The sequence below is a fragment of the Enterobacter sp. PL1 genome, assembly GCF_945957325.1.
GTDB lineage: Bacteria > Pseudomonadota > Gammaproteobacteria > Enterobacterales > Enterobacteriaceae > Enterobacter > Enterobacter roggenkampii.
Map to the genome: position 1 here is coordinate 75,841 of NZ_CAMFKT010000010.1, position 16,035 is coordinate 91,875.

The window sequence follows — 16,035 nt, forward strand, 5'->3', positions numbered from 1 at the left end:
GCATTCTGCGACGGTAAAGCATTCAATCGCAGGCTAGCGAGTCCGATCACAAAAGTCTTATTTGCGGACAAGCTGCTCGGCCAGGAGAGCCAGGCTTCTGAGCTGCTGCGCCAGATCCTCGCGTTCGGCCTGCTGCGGCGCGCGGCGCGCGCTGGAATGGCGGGTAACCAGCGTCACCGGCAGCTGAACCTGCCAGCACGTCTCGCCTTCGGTGGGCGCCAGCAGCCACTCCACGCTACGCTCGCCCGCCTCGCGAAATGCCTGGCGAATGGTCGTCAGCGGCGGGGAAAACCAGGCGCTGTCAGCCGTATCGTCGAACCCGACCACCGACATCTGACCTGGAATCGCGATCCCCTTTTCCGCGCAGGCGCGCATTACCCCCAGCGCCATTTGATCGTTCGCCACCAGAATGGCATCCGGCAATGCGGTACCCGACAGCAGCACATGTCCTTTCTCATAACCGCTGGCCGCGCTCCAGTCTCCGTAGGCCACCGCAGTGGCTTCATGCCCCGCGCGGGCCAGAGCCGCTTTCCATCCCGCCAGACGCGCCCGAGCAGAGACCGAGCTTTCCGGCCCGCTCAGCAGAGCAATATGCTGATGCCCCAGCGAAAGCAGATGCTCAACGCCCAGATGCGCGCCCTGCCCGGCGTTAAACACGAGGCTGTTTACCTGTGCTGAAGGCGAGACATCAAGGAACAGCACCGGAACAGGTGATGCCAGCGCCCTGAGCGCTTCGGCGTCAGGATCGTCGAGCGGCACATTCACCAGCAACGCCTCCACCCGCTGTGCCAGCAGCGCCTGAAGCGCGGCCTGACACTGCTGCGGTTGCTCCACCATGGAAATGAGGACGCTCGCCCCTTTTTCGGCCGCACGTGATTTTACCGCCGACACAATTTGCGAGGGCGCATGCAGGGCCAGATCGGTGGTGATGAGTCCCAGCGTGCGGGTGCGTTTACCCGCCAGCTGCTGTGCCCGCAGGTTAGGCACGTAGTGCAGCTCCGCCATCGCCTGCTGAACCTTTTCCCGGGTACGGGCAGACACATGCTCCGCGTCGTTAATGACGCGAGAGACGGTCTGATAAGAAACCCCCGCAAGGAGGGCGACATCATAGAGAGTGATAGCTTTCATGCATTGTGGCATCGCGTGAGTCGGGGCCCATTATTGTGGCACAGCGACGCCGTTAAAACATGTGAGCGCTTCGCAAAATTAAACAACCCGCTCCGGCTGCGCGATTTCAGCAACCCGCGGCTTCTGGCGGAACCAGGGCAGACAGAGCTGGATAAGCGGGCCAATGGTCAGAGCATACACTACCGTTCCCACCCCAAACGTGCCGCCAAGCACGCACCCAATCAGCAGGACGGAGACCTCAATGGAGGTACGCACGCTGCGAATGGACCATCCCAGCCGGGCATGAATGCCGGTCATCAGGCCGTCGCGCGGGCCTGGCCCAAAACCGGCACCGATGTACATGCTGGTCGCAATCGCGTTCATCACGATGCCCGACACCAGGAAAGCGATGCGCACAGGTAACGAGTCCAGTTCCGGGATAAGCGCCATGCTGGCATCCGCCGCCAGACCGATACAAATCACGTTGCTGATGGTGCCCAGGCCCGGCATCTGGCGCAGGGGGATCCACAGCAGCAGCACCGCAGCACCGGTTAAAATGATCACCATTCCGATAGTCATCCCCAGCTGTATCCCCACCCCAAGGTGAAAAACATCCCAGGGATCGACACCCAAATCGGAACGAATAAACATCGCGGTGGACAGGCCATACAGTCCTAAACCGACATAGAGTTGTAGCAGACGACGTACCATTTTTATCTTCTCCAGTGAACCAGACTTTCATCCTGACCTAAAATGGCACTATGATTAATGTCCAGTTTTCAAATAGTGGACTGCATATGTCGTCACGCCGCTTCGGAAGTCAGTCTCTGGTACGCCTTTTAGGCCACTGGCAACAAGCCTCATCCCGAACCCCGCTCTGGCGACAGCTGGCCGACGCGCTGCGCCTGTTAATTCTTGATGGACGTCTGGCACTGAATACACGGCTACCGGGAGAGCGCGAGCTGGCCACGGCGCTGGACGTAAGCCGGACCACCATCAGCAGCGCCCTCGCCCATCTGCGCGAGGAGGGATATCTTGAGAGCCGCCACGGCAGCGGGTCACGCGTGATCCTCCCGGATACGCGCGCCGTTCCCACGCTTTCCGCGGCGAGTGCCGCACTGGATCTCTCTACTGCCGCCCTCAATGCCGGGCCGGAAATCCACCAGGCGTATACCCACGCGCTCACGGCCATTACGCAGCACCTCGCGCTGACGGGTTACGATCAGCTAGGGCTCCCGACGCTGCGGGAGGCCATCGCTGCGCGCTACACCGCGCGGGGCCTTCCCACCCGCGCGGACGAAGTGATGGTGGTCAATGGCGCCGTCAGCGGCTTCGCGCTGGTCCTGCGGATGATGACCGGGCCCGGGGATCGCGTCGTGGTCGATCATCCCACCTATCCGCTGGCGATTGCCGCCATTCAGGGCGCGCAGTGTCGGCCCGTGGGGGTGTCGCTGCCGGAAACGGGCTGGGATACGGACGGCTTCGCCGCCACGCTTGCCCAGACCGCGCCGCGCCTGGCGTACCTGATGCCTGATTTTCATAACCCCACCGGGCGCTGCATGAATGTCGCGACCCGTCAGGCCATTACCGACATTGCTGCGCAAACCCGTACGACGCTGGTGGTGGATGAAACGATGGTGGATCTCTGGTTTGACGCCCCTCCTCCGCCCCCGCTGGCCTCCTTTAACCCGCAGGCCACCGTCATCACCTTAGGTTCTGCCGGAAAAAGCTTCTGGGGCGGGCTGCGTCTCGGCTGGATCCGCGCGTCCTCGCGCACGATCGCCACGCTTGCCCAGACGCGCGATACGCTGGATTTAGGCTCGCCGCTGCTGGAACAGCTAGCGGCGCTGTGGCTCATCAACAACAGCGAGACGTTTCTACCCGCACGCCGCAAAATGCTGGCGGAACGACGCGATCGATGCGGTGAACTGCTGCGTGAACATTTCCCGGAGTGGACATTCCATGAAGCAGAGGGCGGGCTCTCATACTGGATTGAGCTCCCCGGCATGCTGGCGACGCAGCTTGCCGCGCGGGCTGAGATTCTGGGGATTAATCTGGGGACCGGTACGCGGTTTGGTTTATCGGGTGCGTTTGACCGCTATTTGCGGATGCCCTTCTCGCTCGAGCCGACAGAGCTTGAACAGGCGCTGCTGAGGATTAAACCGTTATGGCTCGCCCTGAATAAAAACGTGCCATCCGTAAAACGCAGCGTCATTTAATAGCAAAAGTTTGAAGCCGATCATAAAAAATAAAAACTGCTGACTGTCATGGATACAGTCAGCAGTTTTCACCAGTCCGGAATTAATGCTGAGCAGGAATAGGAAACCCTTTAAGTGAAATAACGAAGTTTTCACCGTCTTTCTTTATTTTTGCGCCAGTATCACACCAGTCAGACGCAATACGAAAGAACTCATCACTTCCGACATTCCAGCCAAGACGTACATGCTTCACGTAGCCTGAACGCAACAAATCGCAGGCCTCTTTGTAGTCATTGGCAGTTGACAGTTGTTGTTTCATTTTCTCTTCTTCAGAAGTTTACGTAGAGCCTTGATTTCTTTAGGAGTAAATGGAGAAACATTCTCTTCTTCCGTATGCTGATTATCAATATCCTCTTCCGATACTCCCGCCTCTTCTACTGCCTCGAACGCCAGCAGCAGCAGTTTCTCTGTCGTCACGCTTAAATTCTCGTTATTCACTTCCGCATAGTGGCGAAGCCTTTCTTTTAGCGCGTCATCAATCTTAACGTTTAATACCGCTGTAGCCATGTTTATCACTTCCCTTCGGAATAAGTACTTTATTTAATACACGAAGTTAACAATGTTATCCAGATATAAATTTTTTCGAGTTATGGAAGAAAATAGACGTCCAATTATAAAATGACAGTCTATTATTACAGGTTTATGACAATAATATTTCAGCGCGATGAAATATATATTACACGATATAGGCATAATATTATTGTGGGATAGCAGTCAAAAGTGAGAGGTGAAAGCAGGAAGATTTTATGAGGGCGGAAATGGGTAGGGGCCCTGCCAGCTAAGCTTTTTCTAATAAAACCTATGTATTTCAATGCACTAAAAAGCGGTGGGGCAATGATTTTGTATCACCAAAAGTATACACTGGCAAGCCGTTTTCTCATGCGACAGACACAAAAAAACCGGGGCTGACCCGGCTTTGTATGGCTTTTGACCAAACTCCATCTAAGCTACATTTTCCACTACCATGTAGGATCGCCCAACCTCTTCAATCAGTGGTTGGAGGTTCGTATTGCTGCCTTTGACTGTAAATAGGTCTTCTGGCTGTTCATCTTTTACGGCTTTTTTAACATAACCATAATACGGACGACTAACCGCAGTCCTTAAAGATACCGCCGTACAAGAAGATAAAGCGACCACATTTTCCCCTGTGTACCTGAACACTGGCGGCTCATAGTTTTTGATCACGCTTCGGCAAGAGTTCACAAATTGTGTGAACGCTTCAATTTTACCTTCCAGTGCCATACGACGGGCATGTTCGATCTCATCTACCGTGAGATCGGGAGCGGAATATCTGTCGCACAAATGGGTGGGCCCCTGACGGCTAGCTATAACTCTCATTTTCAGTGTCATAGGGTGCGGTCATGCGGGGAAAATAGCGTTACGGATTAGCTTAATGAGATTGCCGATGCGAAAGCATCGCCCGGCAATATTGAATTCAGGGGGAGAAATAAATCGATCAGGATGCAGGAGGCGTTAACGGCTGAACGTCATTGCTATTCACCCAGCCGTGCGTCGTTTTTCCGCTACGGGCGACAAACTCTACCTCTGCCCAGCCAGCCTGGGTTTGTATTACCCCTACTACGTCTCCTTTAACGATCCAGGCTTTACGCCGGGTCGCGGCATCAGGCGTGGAGCTCAGATAAGCCCGCGGGCTGCTTACCTTCATCAGCGTTTGCCACTGTGTCTGCCGCGTCCTCTCCAGTTCCAGACCTGTCGCAATTTCAGGCATCAGCACATTCATACACCCAGCATGGTTTTGCCCATCAGGAATGGCTAATGTGACACCCGCGGTATTCGCGGCAATATGGCCCGCGAGCACAGATGAAGACCATGAAGTGATGGTGTCTGGCTGTTGCGCTGAAACATGGCCTGTCAGAAAGAAATTGCAGGTACGTTTTATGCTGTCTTCAGCCGATTCAGAGTAATACCCGGTGATATTGCCCGTCGGTGAGACGGCGAGTAACAAACCTTCATATACGCCAGACTGTAGCGTCGTGGCATACGAAGAAAACGCCGCCATTAAGACTGAAAAACCGCAAACTATGCGCATCATTTTAATTTTCATCTCCGCCCCTTCTCCAGGCTTTCATACGTTCTGCGAATTTTAACGTCATAATCACCGAAATCGCTTCCGTTATAGTTGAATGCCATATTATAAAAGTCCTTATTTACCATTGCCGACAGTAGTGAGCTGTTCTTATTGCACAAATGTAAAAAAGCATTTAATTGCTTACCGGCATTTGACTTCATATCTTTTAAAAATGTGCCGAGATCTTTATAACCGCACGATTCGTAATTAAACCCCATAATCTGAAACATCCCCCATGAACACGATTTTATCGCAGCTTCGGCATCAAGTGCGTAAGCCTTCGCCAGGGTATTCCATGCAGAAAGCTGGTCGATATTGTTTTTTTGCCATTCCGGACCCGCTTTCTTTACATATTTATAAGACAAAAAAGGGTGGGTTTGATCGTATTTCCTTTTGGTGTATTTACGGAAAATATGCCCTTCATACGCAATAATCGGTAGATTTAAAGCATTAAACCCAGATCGTCCGCCCGACTCCACAATAGAAAAAGCTTTGATGATATTCAGTTCTACCCGACGATTAAGATTTTCCCAGGCTTCAGTAAAGTCCTGTTCCGTCAGCGATACAGCCCCATCAATACCAGGTGCCATGAGCTTGCTTCGCTCAAGGGTTTCATCTGCTACGTTGTAGCGCTCTTTTCTCAGATAATCGTTAACCAGCTGACGGACGCTATTTTCATTGGCAGAAGGTTGCCTAAAAAATGAAGACGTGAAAGACGATTGTTGAGACGCAAGGGGATATTTCATCGCAGCAGCAACTAATCCACGGAAAGTCTTCCCTTCTGGCTCAATAACCCCATCGGGATGCTGGAAACGCAAATGAATGGACTGAAACTGGCTGATGGTTCTGATCAATGTCGGGGAAATAATCCCATCTTCTGGGATGTCATACTGGATGATAGGCTTAATGAAATTAAACAGGTATTGCACGATAATCACGTCGCGCTGAAAGTTTCCTGCTTTACCTGGCGTTCCTACGGCACTTTTCAATAAAGGTGACAAACGTCTGAGAGAATTATCCATTTCTGAGTACTCATAAATGAAAAAATATACGGTTAGTGGGAAACCGCATCTCGTGATCGACAGCATCAAGCTGCTCACATCCAGCAGGCATTGATACGCCACTTGCGCCGCACCAGGTAAACACTGAAAACAGGAGTTATTGGGAGCACAAATGGGTGGGGGCCCTGCCAGCTACATCCCGGCACACACGTCGTCTGCCCTGGCTGCTTCCTTCCGGACCTGACCTGGTGAACAGAGTAGCGTTGCGGGAGAACCAACAGAGCCCCCATTGAGAGCGTTGATAACCAACGCGCTGGCGCATTATCCCTGTGCTAAAGCCCAATTGCAAGTGACCAGGAACCGGATGCTGGTTTCTTGCGCAAACAGGCGCAGCAATCATGAAGATCTTCGTTTACCATAGCGTTCCAGAAACTCCCCCCACAGGTGAAGGTATGGACGAACACGACTCCTTTCCACAGCGCGTATGGCAAATCGTGGCCTCAATACCGGAAGGCTATGTCACTACCTATGGTGATGTTGCGCGCCTGGCCGGTTCCCCGCGCGCGGCGCGACAGGTTGGAGGCGTCCTGAAACGGCTGCCGGAAGGCAGTACGTTGCCCTGGCATCGCGTGGTGAATCGTCATGGGAACATTTCGCTCACCGGGCCGGATCTTCAGCGTCAGCGTCAGGCGTTACTTTCAGAGGGTGTCCAGGTGTCAGGGTCGGGTCAGATCGATTTGCAGAAGTACCGGTGGGTGTACTGACCCCTCTCCCGAAGGAGAGGGGAATAACCACATTACATCTGCGTCGGTGGGGTTGGCAGAGACGGCTGATTGGTTTGCGGTGCGACCGGTACTTCGGTCTGCTGTACTGGCACCAGGTTCAGGTCGATTTTGGTTCCACCGTTGTTAATCGCTTCCTGGACCGTATCGGTGATAAACACCAGCTTACCGTTGATGGTGACCGCTGCGCTCAGCAGAATACGGGCATTAGGCTGCACGTCCGACGGGTTATACGGCAACACGAAGCTAAACGGCGCCTGCTTGCCTTCAGTACGGACGGCACGCTGGGCCACGACTTTCGACGGCGCGTCGGCCAGGGAAGCATCAGACAGCGTCACCGTTAATACCGCATCCGGCGGCAACGCAACTTTCTGTTTAATCCAGATGGTACCGGAAACGTTAGGCTGCTGAATGGACTGCTGCGAAAGGGTATTAATCCCGTTCGGGTCAGCTGCTGGCACTGGCACCTGGGCGCTCTTACCGGCACAGGCGGACAACGCCACCGCAATCGCTACACCACTTAGCATAGGCACGAGTTTCATTGAAGTCTCCTTATCATCAATGCACCAGCGGGATCGATCCCATCCGATGTCGTTTCAATCACATAACGTTTTTAAGTGTGGCACAACTCACTGATTAATGCCTGAAATCATCCCGATATTCAGATTATTCTACCCATCGGACCACTTTCATTTCTGCGTTATACTCTGCCTATCTTTCGCTACGGCGTTTATTGAGGACAACTATGAGTCAGGCACTGAACAATCTGCTGACATTACTGAATCTGGAAAAAATTGAGGAAGGACTCTTTCGCGGACAGAGCGAAGATTTAGGCTTACGCCAGGTCTTCGGTGGGCAAGTCGTTGGACAAGCGCTGTACGCTGCAAAGGAGACTGTCCCGGCAGACCGTCTGGTGCATTCATTCCACAGCTACTTTTTACGCCCTGGCGATAGCGCGAAACCCATCGTGTATGACGTTGAAGTTCTGCGAGACGGCAACAGCTTCAGCGCGCGCCGCGTCGCGGCCATCCAGAACGGTAAGCCGATCTTTTACATGACCGCCTCTTTCCAGGCGCCGGAGCCGGGTTATGAGCATCAGAAAGTCATGCCCCCTGCCCCCTCGCCGGACGATCTCAAATCGGAAACGGATATCGCTCGCGCATTGGCGCATCTGCTGCCGCCGCAGGTTAAAGAGAAGTTTCTCTGCGATAAGCCGCTTGAGATCCGCCCCGTCGAGTTCCACAACCCGATGAAGGGCCACACCGCCGAGCCAAAGCGTCAGGTGTGGATCCGCGCCAACGGCACCGTGCCGGAAGATTTCCGCGTCCATCAGTATCTGCTGGGCTATGCGTCTGACTTCAACTTCCTGCCGGTGGCGCTGCAGCCGCACGGCGTCGGCTTCCTCGAAAAAGGGATGCAGGTCGCGACGATCGATCACTCGATGTGGTTCCACCGTCCCTTCAACATGAACGAGTGGCTGCTCTACAGCGTGGAGAGTACGTCGGCATCCAGCGCCCGCGGGTTTGTGCGTGGGGAGTTTTATACTCAGGACGGCGTGCTGGTCGCTTCAACAGTGCAGGAAGGGGTGATGCGTAACAGAGGTTGATGTAAAAAGCCCGGTGGCGCGATGCTTACCGGGCCTACGTTTTGTGCTGTTGTAGGCCGGGTAAGGCGAAGCCGCCACCCGGCAAGACACTCAGATCATGCGTTATACGCATTCTCGCCGTGGCTGTTCACATCCAGACCTTCGCGCTCCTGCTCTTCCGGTACGCGCAGGCCCACCGTCATGTCCGCCAGCTTGTAGCCGATGAACGCGACAACTGCAGACCACACCACGGTGATAGCGATGCTTTCCAGCTGCACCAGCACCTGATGAACCATGGTGACGCCTTCTGCGTAGCCCACGCCACCGAGCGATTTCGCCGCGAAGATACCGGTCATGATACAGCCGACAATCCCGCACACGCCGTGCACGCCGAACACATCGCAAGGGTCATCCACGCGCAGAACTCGTTTCAGTGCGGTGACGCCCCACAGACCCGCCAGACCAGACACCAGGCCGACCAGCAGCGCGCCGCCGACACCGACATAACCACACGCAGGGGTGATACCAACCAGACCGGCAATCGCACCTGAACAGGCACCCAGCAGGGAAGGTTTACCGCGCACCGCCCACTCGCCAAACACCCAGGAGAGGATTGCACCCGCCGTGGCCACCACGGTGTTCACGAAGGCCAGTGCGGCAATTTCGTTCGCGGCACTGGCTGAGCCGGCGTTGAAGCCAAACCAGCCAAAGTAGAGGATCGCGGTACCGGTAAAGACCATCGGCAGGTTGTGCGGTTTGAACGCTTCTTTACCGAAGCCCACGCGTTTGCCAATCAGGTATGCGCCCACCAGACCCGCGACCGCGGCGTTAATGTGAACAACGGTACCGCCCGCGAAGTCCAGCGCGCCGTGCGTGGCCAGCAGACCACCGCCCCAGACCATGTGCGCAATCGGCACATAGGAGAGCGTTAGCCAGACCACAACGAAGATCAGGACCGCAGAGAAACGAATGCGCTCGGCGAGCGCGCCCACAATCAGCCCGACGGTAATGCAGGCGAACGAGCCCTGGAACGCCACGTGAATATACTGATAGAAGCTGCCCATCAGCGCGGTCAGTTCAATGTTTTTCAGCATCACCCAGTCGAAGTTACCAAAGAACGCGTTACCCGTGCCGAACGCCAGAGAGTAACCGTAAACCACCCAAAGCACGCAGACCAGTGCAAACGTCACGGCAACCTGCGTCAGCATGGAGAGAACGTTTTTGCCACGGATCAGACCGCCGTAGAACAGCGCAATGCCCGGAATGGACATGAACAGCACCAGCGCGGTGCTGATCATCATAAAGGCGTTATCGGCTTTGTCGGCCACCGCAGGGGCAGCAGCCAGCGCCAGGCCCGGCAGCAGCGCCAGCGAACCCAGACCCGTTTTAAGTGTTGCTATCTTCATTTTCTCGATCCCTATCACTGTGTGCCAGGCGTTAATTACAGTGCCGCTTCGTCAGATTCGCCGGTACGGATGCGAATGACGCGCTGCAGTTCGGCAACGAAAATTTTGCCGTCGCCAATTTTGCCGGTGTAGGCCGCTTTGCTAATGACATCAATGACTTCATCAAGCTGATCGTCAGCAATCGCGACATCAATTTTTACTTTTGGCAGAAAGTTAACGCTGTATTCCGCCCCGCGATAAAGCTCGGCATGACCCTTCTGACGACCAAAGCCTTTCACTTCGGTGACAGTCAGTCCCTGAATACCCATTGAAGACAATGCTTCGCGCACGTCTTCGAGTTTGAATGGTTTGATTACAACCGTAACCAGCTTCATAGATCCCCTCCAGTCAGAATTCGGTAATGGCCGCAGCTTACGCGGAAAGTATTGCAAGGGATGTGCCAGAAATGAAAACGTGAGGGAATCGCGGCGCGATGTGCGTTACGCGGTTCTGATAAATGAACCGGTGAAAAAAAACGCACCATGCCGGTGCAGGGTGCGTTTCAGTTTTGCACCAACAGGAATGACTGTTAGCGCGGCGCCTCATTTTAGTGCATCAGGCGCTAAGGGACTCTTCATCACGCACGCTGGCGGCCAGCTCTTCGCCCGCCAGCTGCAGCTGGTACATCTGCCAGTAGCGCCCTTGTGCTTCCAGCAGCTCGCGGTGCGTACCGCGCTCCACGGCCTGTCCGCGATGCAGCACCAGAATCGTGTCCGCGTCAACGATGGTGGAGAGCCGGTGAGCAATCACCACCAGCGTCGTATGGTCGCGTACGGCGGCCAGCGCCTGCTGAATCGCCTGCTCGGTTCCAGAATCTATGCTGGCCGTGGCTTCGTCCAGAATCAGCACCTGCGGCGTTTCAATCAGGACGCGCGCCAGCGCCAGGAGCTGTTTTTGCCCCACGGAGAGATTGTTGCCCTGCTCGCCCAGTTTCGTGTTGATCCCGTCGCTGAACCCGCGCGCCAGCTCTGCCAGCTGCACCGTTTCCAGTACCGCCCAAACCTGCGCCTCCGAATAGTCCCGTCCCAGGGTTACGTTGGCGTAGAAGGTATCGGCCAGCACGACCGGATCCTGCTGCACCATCGCAACGCCTTTGCGTAACACCGTGTGGCTAAGCGACGCGAGCGGACGTCCGTCGAGGCGGATTTCGCCTTGCGTGACCGGATAGTAGCCCATCAGCAGGCTGGCGAGCGTGCTTTTACCGCTGCCGGTATGGCCCACCAGCGCGACGAAACCGCGTGACGGCACATCGAGCGTAATGTCCTGCAGCACCAGACGGTCTTCGCGATAGGCAAATGAGACGTTATCAAAGGTGATAGCCCCGCTTTGCAGAGGTCGCTCGTCATTGCCGTAGGCCTGGCGCGGCCTGTCCATCAGCTCAAAGACGCGCTCACCGGCGACAACCGCCTGTTGCAGCATCGATTGCTGCGTAGTGAGTTCGATCAGCGGCTCGTTAAGGCGTCCCAGATAGCTAATGAAAGCGTACAGCACACCCACTTCAATCGTACCGTTTGCGCTCAGGCCAAAGAGCATCAGCAGCCCGCAAAGCACCAGCGCCGAGAACAGGCTCAGCAGCGGTCGCAGCAGGAAACCGTCCAGGCGCAGCGTCTGCATACGCGCCATATAGTGCGAACGGCTGGCTTCGCCCATGCGCTCGCCAAAGCGCGCCTGCTGGCGGAACTGCTGGATGACGCTCATGCCGTTGATCACTTCGTTGAAGCCATCGTTGATATCGGCCAGATAGGCGCGCACCCGGCGCACAATTGGCGTGCTGTAACGCTGGTAAATCACCATGACGATCAGCACCGCCGGGAAGATCGTTATCGCCACCAGCGCCATGCGCCAGTCGAGGCTGAACATCGCCACCAGCATCGCGCCAATCAGCGCCGCGCTGCGCAGCACGGTTGCCACCACGGTGACGTACAGATCGCGGATCACCTCGGTATCGTTGGTCACGCGCGAAATCACCTGCCCGACCGGCTGGATATCAAACTCGCTGAGCGGCTGGCGAAGCGCCGCGTCCATCACATCGGTACGCAACTGCTGAACAACGCCTACGGCTGCACGGTTAAACAGCAGCGACTGCGCATAGTGCAGCCCTGCCGCCGCCAGCTGCAACCCAACGTAGGCCACGCCTAACCCCGCCACCAGCCCGAGCGGCAGGTAGCTTTTGGCGACCATATTGTCGATGAAATAGCTGATGAGCAGCGGTCCGCTCACTTCGGCAATCGCCGCAATCCAGAGTAAAAGCACGGCCACGGAGAGCGGTTTGCGCCACGGCGAGCCGTAGGCCAGCAGACGTTTGAGCGTCGGCGACATCGTTCCAAGCTTACGCATTGGCGGCCTCCTCATCCTGCTCCGGCGCATCGTCCAGCGCCGCCTCAAGCTGCTGATAGCGGTACATATCGCGATACCAGCCCGGCTGCTCGCTAAGCGTTTCATGCTGCCCGCGCTGGGCAATATGGCCGTGCTGCAAAACCAGAATTTCGCTGGCTTCGGTGAGCGCTGACAAACGGTGGGCACTGATAATTATCGTGCGTCCGTCGCCCCACTGGCGCAGGTTATGCAGGATCTGATGCTCGGTACGGCCGTCCACGGCGGAGAGCGCATCGTCCAGAATCAGGATTTCCGCATTGAGCAGCAGCGCGCGGGCAATGGAGATACGCTGTTTTTGCCCGCCGGACAGCATGACGCCGCGTTCCCCGACTTCCGTTTCGTAGCCCTGCGGCAGGCGCAAAATGTCATCATGTACGCTGGCTAAACGCGCCACATGCTCGATCTCTTCCTGCGTTGCCGCAGGGCACCCAAGTGCGATGTTGTTCGCCACGGTGTCAGAAAAAAGAAACGGCGTCTGGCTGACGACCGCCAGGCGACCACGCCACTCATCCAGCAGCAGCCTGGTCAGCGGAATATCATGGAAACGAATATCGCCCTCGGTAACGTCAAAATGGCGCTGGAGCAGCGAGAGTACGGTACTTTTACCGGAGCCCGTCGGGCCGCAGATGCCGAGCATCTGGCCCGGCTGAAGGGTAAAACTGACGTTCTCCAGTACCGGATGTTCCGTTTGCGGATAGATAAACTTGCGGACGTCGACTTTCATGACGCCGCGTCCTTCCGGCAACGCTTCGCTGCCGTCATTGACCACCGGCGCTTCGGCCAGCATGGCGCGAATACGGCTGTAGGCGGCGCTGCCGCGCTCCACGATGTTAAACATCCAGGCCAGCGCCAGCATCGGCCAGATCATCAGCCCCAGATACATGGCAAAGCTGGTCAACTGGCCCAGGGTGAGCGTGCCCTGCACCACCATCCAGCTCCCGCCGCCAATCGCCAGCATATTTGCCATGCCAATTGCGATATAAATCGTTGGATCAAATCGCGCGTCAATACGCGCGACGCGCATGTTTTTCGCCCCCGTGTCGGCCGCATCGGCGGCAAACAGCGCGGACTGCCGGTCTTCCAGACCAAACGCTTTGATCATGCGTATGCTGGTCATGCTCTCCTGGGTGCGATCGTTCAGCGACGAAAACGCCGCCTGCGCCAGCTTGAAGCGCTCGTGCAGCTGTTCGCCGTAGCGATTGATCGCCAGCGCCATGAGCGGCATCGGCAGCAGCGCCAGCAGGGTCAGCTGCCAGCTGATCTGCGTGGACATGACGATCAGCACCGCGCAGCCCATTACCAGCGAGTCCACCAGCGTCAGCACCCCTTCCCCGGCGGCAAAGACCACGCGATCGACGTCGTTAGTCGCGCGCGCGATAAGATCCCCGGTGCGATGGCGCAGATAAAATTCGGGATGCTGTCGACTCAGCTGGCGATAAAAATCTTCACGCAGCTCAACGGCCAGCTGATAGGACGCACCAAACAGCAGCACGCGCCAGACGTAGCGCAGCAGATAAACAATGACCGCCGTCAGCACCAGCGTGCCAACCCACATCAACACCCGTGCGGTGGTGTAATGCTGTTCGGTGACGCCATCCACGACGTAGCCCACCACTTTCGGCGGGATCAGCTGCAGGATAGCAATGATAATAAGCAGGGCGACTGCACCGAGGTAGCGTTGCCACTCCCGACGAAAGTACCAGCTTAATTGGGCAAATAATCGCACGCGGTTTGTTCCTGAAGGTATTTTACGAAGTTATTCAATGGGTAATGCTGTGGTGTATTTAATCTGTTCCATAGCGAAGCTTGAGGTGACGTCCGATAACCCCGGCACGCTGTTCACCAGCCGCTTGTAGAAGTCATCATAACGCTTCATGTCGGCCACCTGGACGCGCATCAGGTAATCGTACTCGCCGGCCATACGCCAGAAACCGAGCACTTCGGGCATCTCAGACACCTGGGTAACGAAGCGGCAATACCACTCGCTGCTGTGATGCTGGGTTTTTATCAGCACAAATGCCGTCAACCCAAGCCCCAGTTTTTCAGGATCTAACAGCGCGACGCGCCCCAGAAGAATACCGTCATCTTCCAGCTTCTTAAGCCGCTTCCAGCACGGGGTGGTGGTCAGATTAACGGCATCTGCCAGCGCCTGCAAAGAGAGGGTACAGTCACTTTGCAGCAATGAAAGGAGCTTGCGGTCAATTTTATCTAGCATACCCACCTCACAGAGAAAATTTTTCTCCCTTAATTCTATTTTAAAGGCCAGATAGCAACAATTTTTTCTGTGCTTTTCGCTATGCTAGGCACAAAATGACAAACGGATAACGACGATGAATAGCACCTGGGTTAAACATGCGATCAGCGAAATCAATGCCGACTATCAGCGCTCGGCGGATACGCACCTGATTCGCCTTTCCCTGCCGGGATTTGACGGCATTCAGCTCTATCTGAAAGATGAAAGCACCCATCCTACCGGCAGCCTGAAGCATCGCCTGGCGCGCTCGCTGTTTTTATACGGTTTATGTAACGGCTGGATTAAAGAAGGCACCACCATCATTGAATCCTCTTCCGGTTCAACGGCGGTGTCCGAAGCCTATTTCGCCCGCCTGCTGGGCCTGCCGTTTATTGCGGTGATGCCCTCCTGCACCGCAAAACGCAAAATCGAACAGATCGAATTTTACGGCGGTCGCTGCCACTTTGTGGAAAGCGCCTGCGAAATCTACGCCGCCTCCGAAATGCTGGCCCGTGAGCTGAACGGCCACTATATGGACCAGTTCACCTTCGCCGAGCGCGCGACGGACTGGCGCGGTAATAACAACATTGCCGACAGTATTTTCCGCCAGATGACCCACGAACCGCATCCGGTTCCGTCCTACATTGTGATGAGCGCCGGTACCGGCGGTACGTCAGCCACGATCGGACGCTATATCCGCTGTCAGGGTTACGATACCCAGCTGATGGTAGTTGACCCGCAGAACTCCGTGTTCCTCGACTACTGGCAAAACCGCGATGCCGGTCTGCGCAGCCCGGTGGGGAGTAAAATTGAAGGGATTGGCCGTCCGCGCGTCGAGCCCTCTTTCATCCCCGACGTGGTGGACGAGATGATGCGCGTGCCGGATGCCGCCAGCGTGGCAACGGCGCACTGGCTGGAAACGCAGCTGGGCCGCAAAGTGGGCGCCTCGACGGGCACCAATATGTGGGGCGCGCTGCAGCTTGCCGCACGTATGCGCGAAGCGGGACGCACCGGTTCCATCGTCACGCTGCTGTGCGACAGCGGCGAGCGTTATCTCGAGACCTACTACAATGCGGAGTGGGTGCAGGCCAACATCGGTGATATCGCCCCCTGGAAGGCGCAGATTGCTCAACTGCTGAAATAAAAAAAGCCAGACCGA

17 protein-coding genes and 1 other RNA gene are annotated in these 16,035 nt (G+C 56.0%); 4 read left to right on the plus strand and 14 right to left on the minus strand.

All coding sequences use genetic code 11. The features are described 5' to 3' along the window. Positions 1–57: 57 nt before the first annotated feature. Entirely contained in the window at positions 58–1,128 is a 1,071-nt protein-coding gene (locus N6P30_RS11280; protein WP_023293149.1) for a LacI family DNA-binding transcriptional regulator, read from the minus strand. A 78-nt stretch (positions 1,129–1,206) separates the two neighbouring features. Next, on the minus strand, positions 1,207–1,818 hold the full coding sequence (locus tag N6P30_RS11285) for a YczE/YyaS/YitT family protein (RefSeq protein ID WP_023293150.1): 612 nt from the start codon (positions 1,816–1,818) through the stop codon (positions 1,207–1,209). Between the two features lie 86 nt (positions 1,819–1,904). On the opposite strand from N6P30_RS11285, the gene N6P30_RS11290 reads away from it, so the two are divergent. Further along, on the plus strand, positions 1,905–3,326 hold the full coding sequence (locus N6P30_RS11290) for a PLP-dependent aminotransferase family protein (protein WP_023293151.1): 1,422 nt from the start codon (positions 1,905–1,907) through the stop codon (positions 3,324–3,326). A gap of 82 nt (positions 3,327–3,408) precedes the next feature. Here the strand turns inward: N6P30_RS11290 and N6P30_RS11295 are convergent, their stop codons facing one another. From N6P30_RS11295 to ffs, 6 genes are all read right to left on the minus strand, one after another. Further along, the gene (locus N6P30_RS11295; protein ID WP_023293152.1) at positions 3,409–3,624 is read right to left on the minus strand and encodes a hypothetical protein; all 216 of its coding nucleotides are present in this window, start codon (positions 3,622–3,624) and stop codon (positions 3,409–3,411) included. Beyond that, complete coding sequence (locus N6P30_RS11300; RefSeq protein ID WP_021241644.1) at positions 3,621–3,872, minus strand: hypothetical protein; 252 nt, start codon at positions 3,870–3,872, stop codon at positions 3,621–3,623. The genes N6P30_RS11295 and N6P30_RS11300 overlap by 4 nt, the downstream gene beginning before the upstream one ends. A 435-nt stretch (positions 3,873–4,307) precedes the next feature. Next, positions 4,308–4,715, minus strand: a complete 408-nt coding sequence (locus tag N6P30_RS11305) for a hypothetical protein (protein WP_023293153.1) — start codon at positions 4,713–4,715, stop codon at positions 4,308–4,310. Positions 4,716–4,821: 106 nt separating this feature from the next. Next, positions 4,822–5,430 (minus strand): hypothetical protein, encoded by a 609-nt coding sequence (locus N6P30_RS11310; RefSeq protein ID WP_023293154.1) that lies wholly within the window; start codon positions 5,428–5,430, stop codon positions 4,822–4,824. Further along, positions 5,427–6,578, minus strand: a complete 1,152-nt coding sequence (locus N6P30_RS11315) for an N-acetylmuramidase family protein (RefSeq protein ID WP_227113906.1) — start codon at positions 6,576–6,578, stop codon at positions 5,427–5,429. Before N6P30_RS11315 ends, N6P30_RS11310 begins: the two co-directional genes overlap by 4 nt. A gap of 60 nt (positions 6,579–6,638) precedes the next feature. Further along, positions 6,639–6,735: signal recognition particle sRNA small type (gene ffs, locus N6P30_RS11320), an RNA gene on the minus strand. 118 nt (positions 6,736–6,853) lie between these two features. Here ffs and N6P30_RS11325 point away from each other — a divergent pair. Further along, on the plus strand, positions 6,854–7,219 hold the full coding sequence (locus N6P30_RS11325; RefSeq protein WP_023293156.1) for an MGMT family protein: 366 nt from the start codon (positions 6,854–6,856) through the stop codon (positions 7,217–7,219). A gap of 32 nt (positions 7,220–7,251) precedes the next feature. Here the strand turns inward: N6P30_RS11325 and N6P30_RS11330 are convergent, their stop codons facing one another. Continuing rightward, positions 7,252–7,779, minus strand: coding sequence for a YbaY family lipoprotein (locus tag N6P30_RS11330; protein WP_008503301.1), 528 nt, complete (start codon positions 7,777–7,779; stop codon positions 7,252–7,254). A 203-nt stretch (positions 7,780–7,982) separates the two neighbouring features. Between N6P30_RS11330 and tesB the strand changes: the two genes are divergently transcribed. Continuing rightward, complete coding sequence (gene tesB, locus N6P30_RS11335; protein ID WP_023293157.1) at positions 7,983–8,843, plus strand: acyl-CoA thioesterase II; 861 nt, start codon at positions 7,983–7,985, stop codon at positions 8,841–8,843. 95 nt (positions 8,844–8,938) lie between these two features. Here tesB and amtB read toward each other — a convergent pair whose 3' ends face one another. The 5 genes from amtB to N6P30_RS11360 all read right to left on the minus strand — a co-directional run bounded on the left by amtB (position 8,939) and on the right by N6P30_RS11360 (position 14,858). Then, positions 8,939–10,228, minus strand: a complete 1,290-nt coding sequence (gene amtB / locus N6P30_RS11340) for an ammonium transporter AmtB (RefSeq protein ID WP_008503303.1) — start codon at positions 10,226–10,228, stop codon at positions 8,939–8,941. A gap of 35 nt (positions 10,229–10,263) precedes the next feature. Then, positions 10,264–10,602 carry a P-II family nitrogen regulator gene (gene glnK, locus N6P30_RS11345; protein WP_008503304.1) on the minus strand — a complete coding sequence of 113 codons (339 nt, stop codon included), beginning with the start codon at positions 10,600–10,602 and terminating at the stop codon, positions 10,264–10,266. Between the two features lie 220 nt (positions 10,603–10,822). Continuing rightward, entirely contained in the window at positions 10,823–12,604 is a 1,782-nt protein-coding gene (locus tag N6P30_RS11350) for a SmdB family multidrug efflux ABC transporter permease/ATP-binding protein (protein WP_023293158.1), read from the minus strand. Beyond that, positions 12,597–14,369 (minus strand): SmdA family multidrug ABC transporter permease/ATP-binding protein, encoded by a 1,773-nt coding sequence (locus N6P30_RS11355; RefSeq protein WP_021241647.1) that lies wholly within the window; start codon positions 14,367–14,369, stop codon positions 12,597–12,599. The genes N6P30_RS11350 and N6P30_RS11355 overlap by 8 nt, the downstream gene beginning before the upstream one ends. A 30-nt stretch (positions 14,370–14,399) precedes the next feature. Further along, positions 14,400–14,858, minus strand: coding sequence for an Lrp/AsnC family transcriptional regulator (locus N6P30_RS11360; RefSeq protein ID WP_008503307.1), 459 nt, complete (start codon positions 14,856–14,858; stop codon positions 14,400–14,402). Between the two features lie 115 nt (positions 14,859–14,973). Here N6P30_RS11360 and N6P30_RS11365 point away from each other — a divergent pair, with 115 nt between their 5' ends. Continuing rightward, complete coding sequence (locus N6P30_RS11365; RefSeq protein WP_008503308.1) at positions 14,974–16,020, plus strand: PLP-dependent cysteine synthase family protein; 1,047 nt, start codon at positions 14,974–14,976, stop codon at positions 16,018–16,020. The last annotated feature ends 15 nt before the right edge of the window (positions 16,021–16,035 follow it).

Bases quoted from the DNA above. Each gene is read 5' to 3' on its own strand.
- N6P30_RS11280 (WP_023293149.1), bottom strand. From the start codon at position 1,128: ATGAAAGCTATCACTCTCTATGATGTCGCCCTCCTTGCGGGGGTTTCT.
- N6P30_RS11285 (WP_023293150.1), bottom strand. From the start codon at position 1,818: ATGGTACGTCGTCTGCTACAACTCTATGTCGGTTTAGGACTGTATGGC.
- N6P30_RS11290 (WP_023293151.1), top strand. From the start codon at position 1,905: ATGTCGTCACGCCGCTTCGGAAGTCAGTCTCTGGTACGCCTTTTAGGC.
- N6P30_RS11295 (WP_023293152.1), bottom strand. From the start codon at position 3,624: ATGAAACAACAACTGTCAACTGCCAATGACTACAAAGAGGCCTGCGAT.
- N6P30_RS11300 (WP_021241644.1), bottom strand. From the start codon at position 3,872: ATGGCTACAGCGGTATTAAACGTTAAGATTGATGACGCGCTAAAAGAA.
- N6P30_RS11305 (WP_023293153.1), bottom strand. From the start codon at position 4,715: ATGACACTGAAAATGAGAGTTATAGCTAGCCGTCAGGGGCCCACCCAT.
- N6P30_RS11310 (WP_023293154.1), bottom strand. From the start codon at position 5,430: ATGAAAATTAAAATGATGCGCATAGTTTGCGGTTTTTCAGTCTTAATG.
- N6P30_RS11325 (WP_023293156.1), top strand. From the start codon at position 6,854: ATGAAGATCTTCGTTTACCATAGCGTTCCAGAAACTCCCCCCACAGGT.
- N6P30_RS11330 (WP_008503301.1), bottom strand. From the start codon at position 7,779: ATGAAACTCGTGCCTATGCTAAGTGGTGTAGCGATTGCGGTGGCGTTG.
- tesB (WP_023293157.1), top strand. From the start codon at position 7,983: ATGAGTCAGGCACTGAACAATCTGCTGACATTACTGAATCTGGAAAAA.
- amtB (WP_008503303.1), bottom strand. From the start codon at position 10,228: ATGAAGATAGCAACACTTAAAACGGGTCTGGGTTCGCTGGCGCTGCTG.
- glnK (WP_008503304.1), bottom strand. From the start codon at position 10,602: ATGAAGCTGGTTACGGTTGTAATCAAACCATTCAAACTCGAAGACGTG.
- N6P30_RS11350 (WP_023293158.1), bottom strand. From the start codon at position 12,604: ATGCGTAAGCTTGGAACGATGTCGCCGACGCTCAAACGTCTGCTGGCC.
- N6P30_RS11360 (WP_008503307.1), bottom strand. From the start codon at position 14,858: ATGCTAGATAAAATTGACCGCAAGCTCCTTTCATTGCTGCAAAGTGAC.
- N6P30_RS11365 (WP_008503308.1), top strand. From the start codon at position 14,974: ATGAATAGCACCTGGGTTAAACATGCGATCAGCGAAATCAATGCCGAC.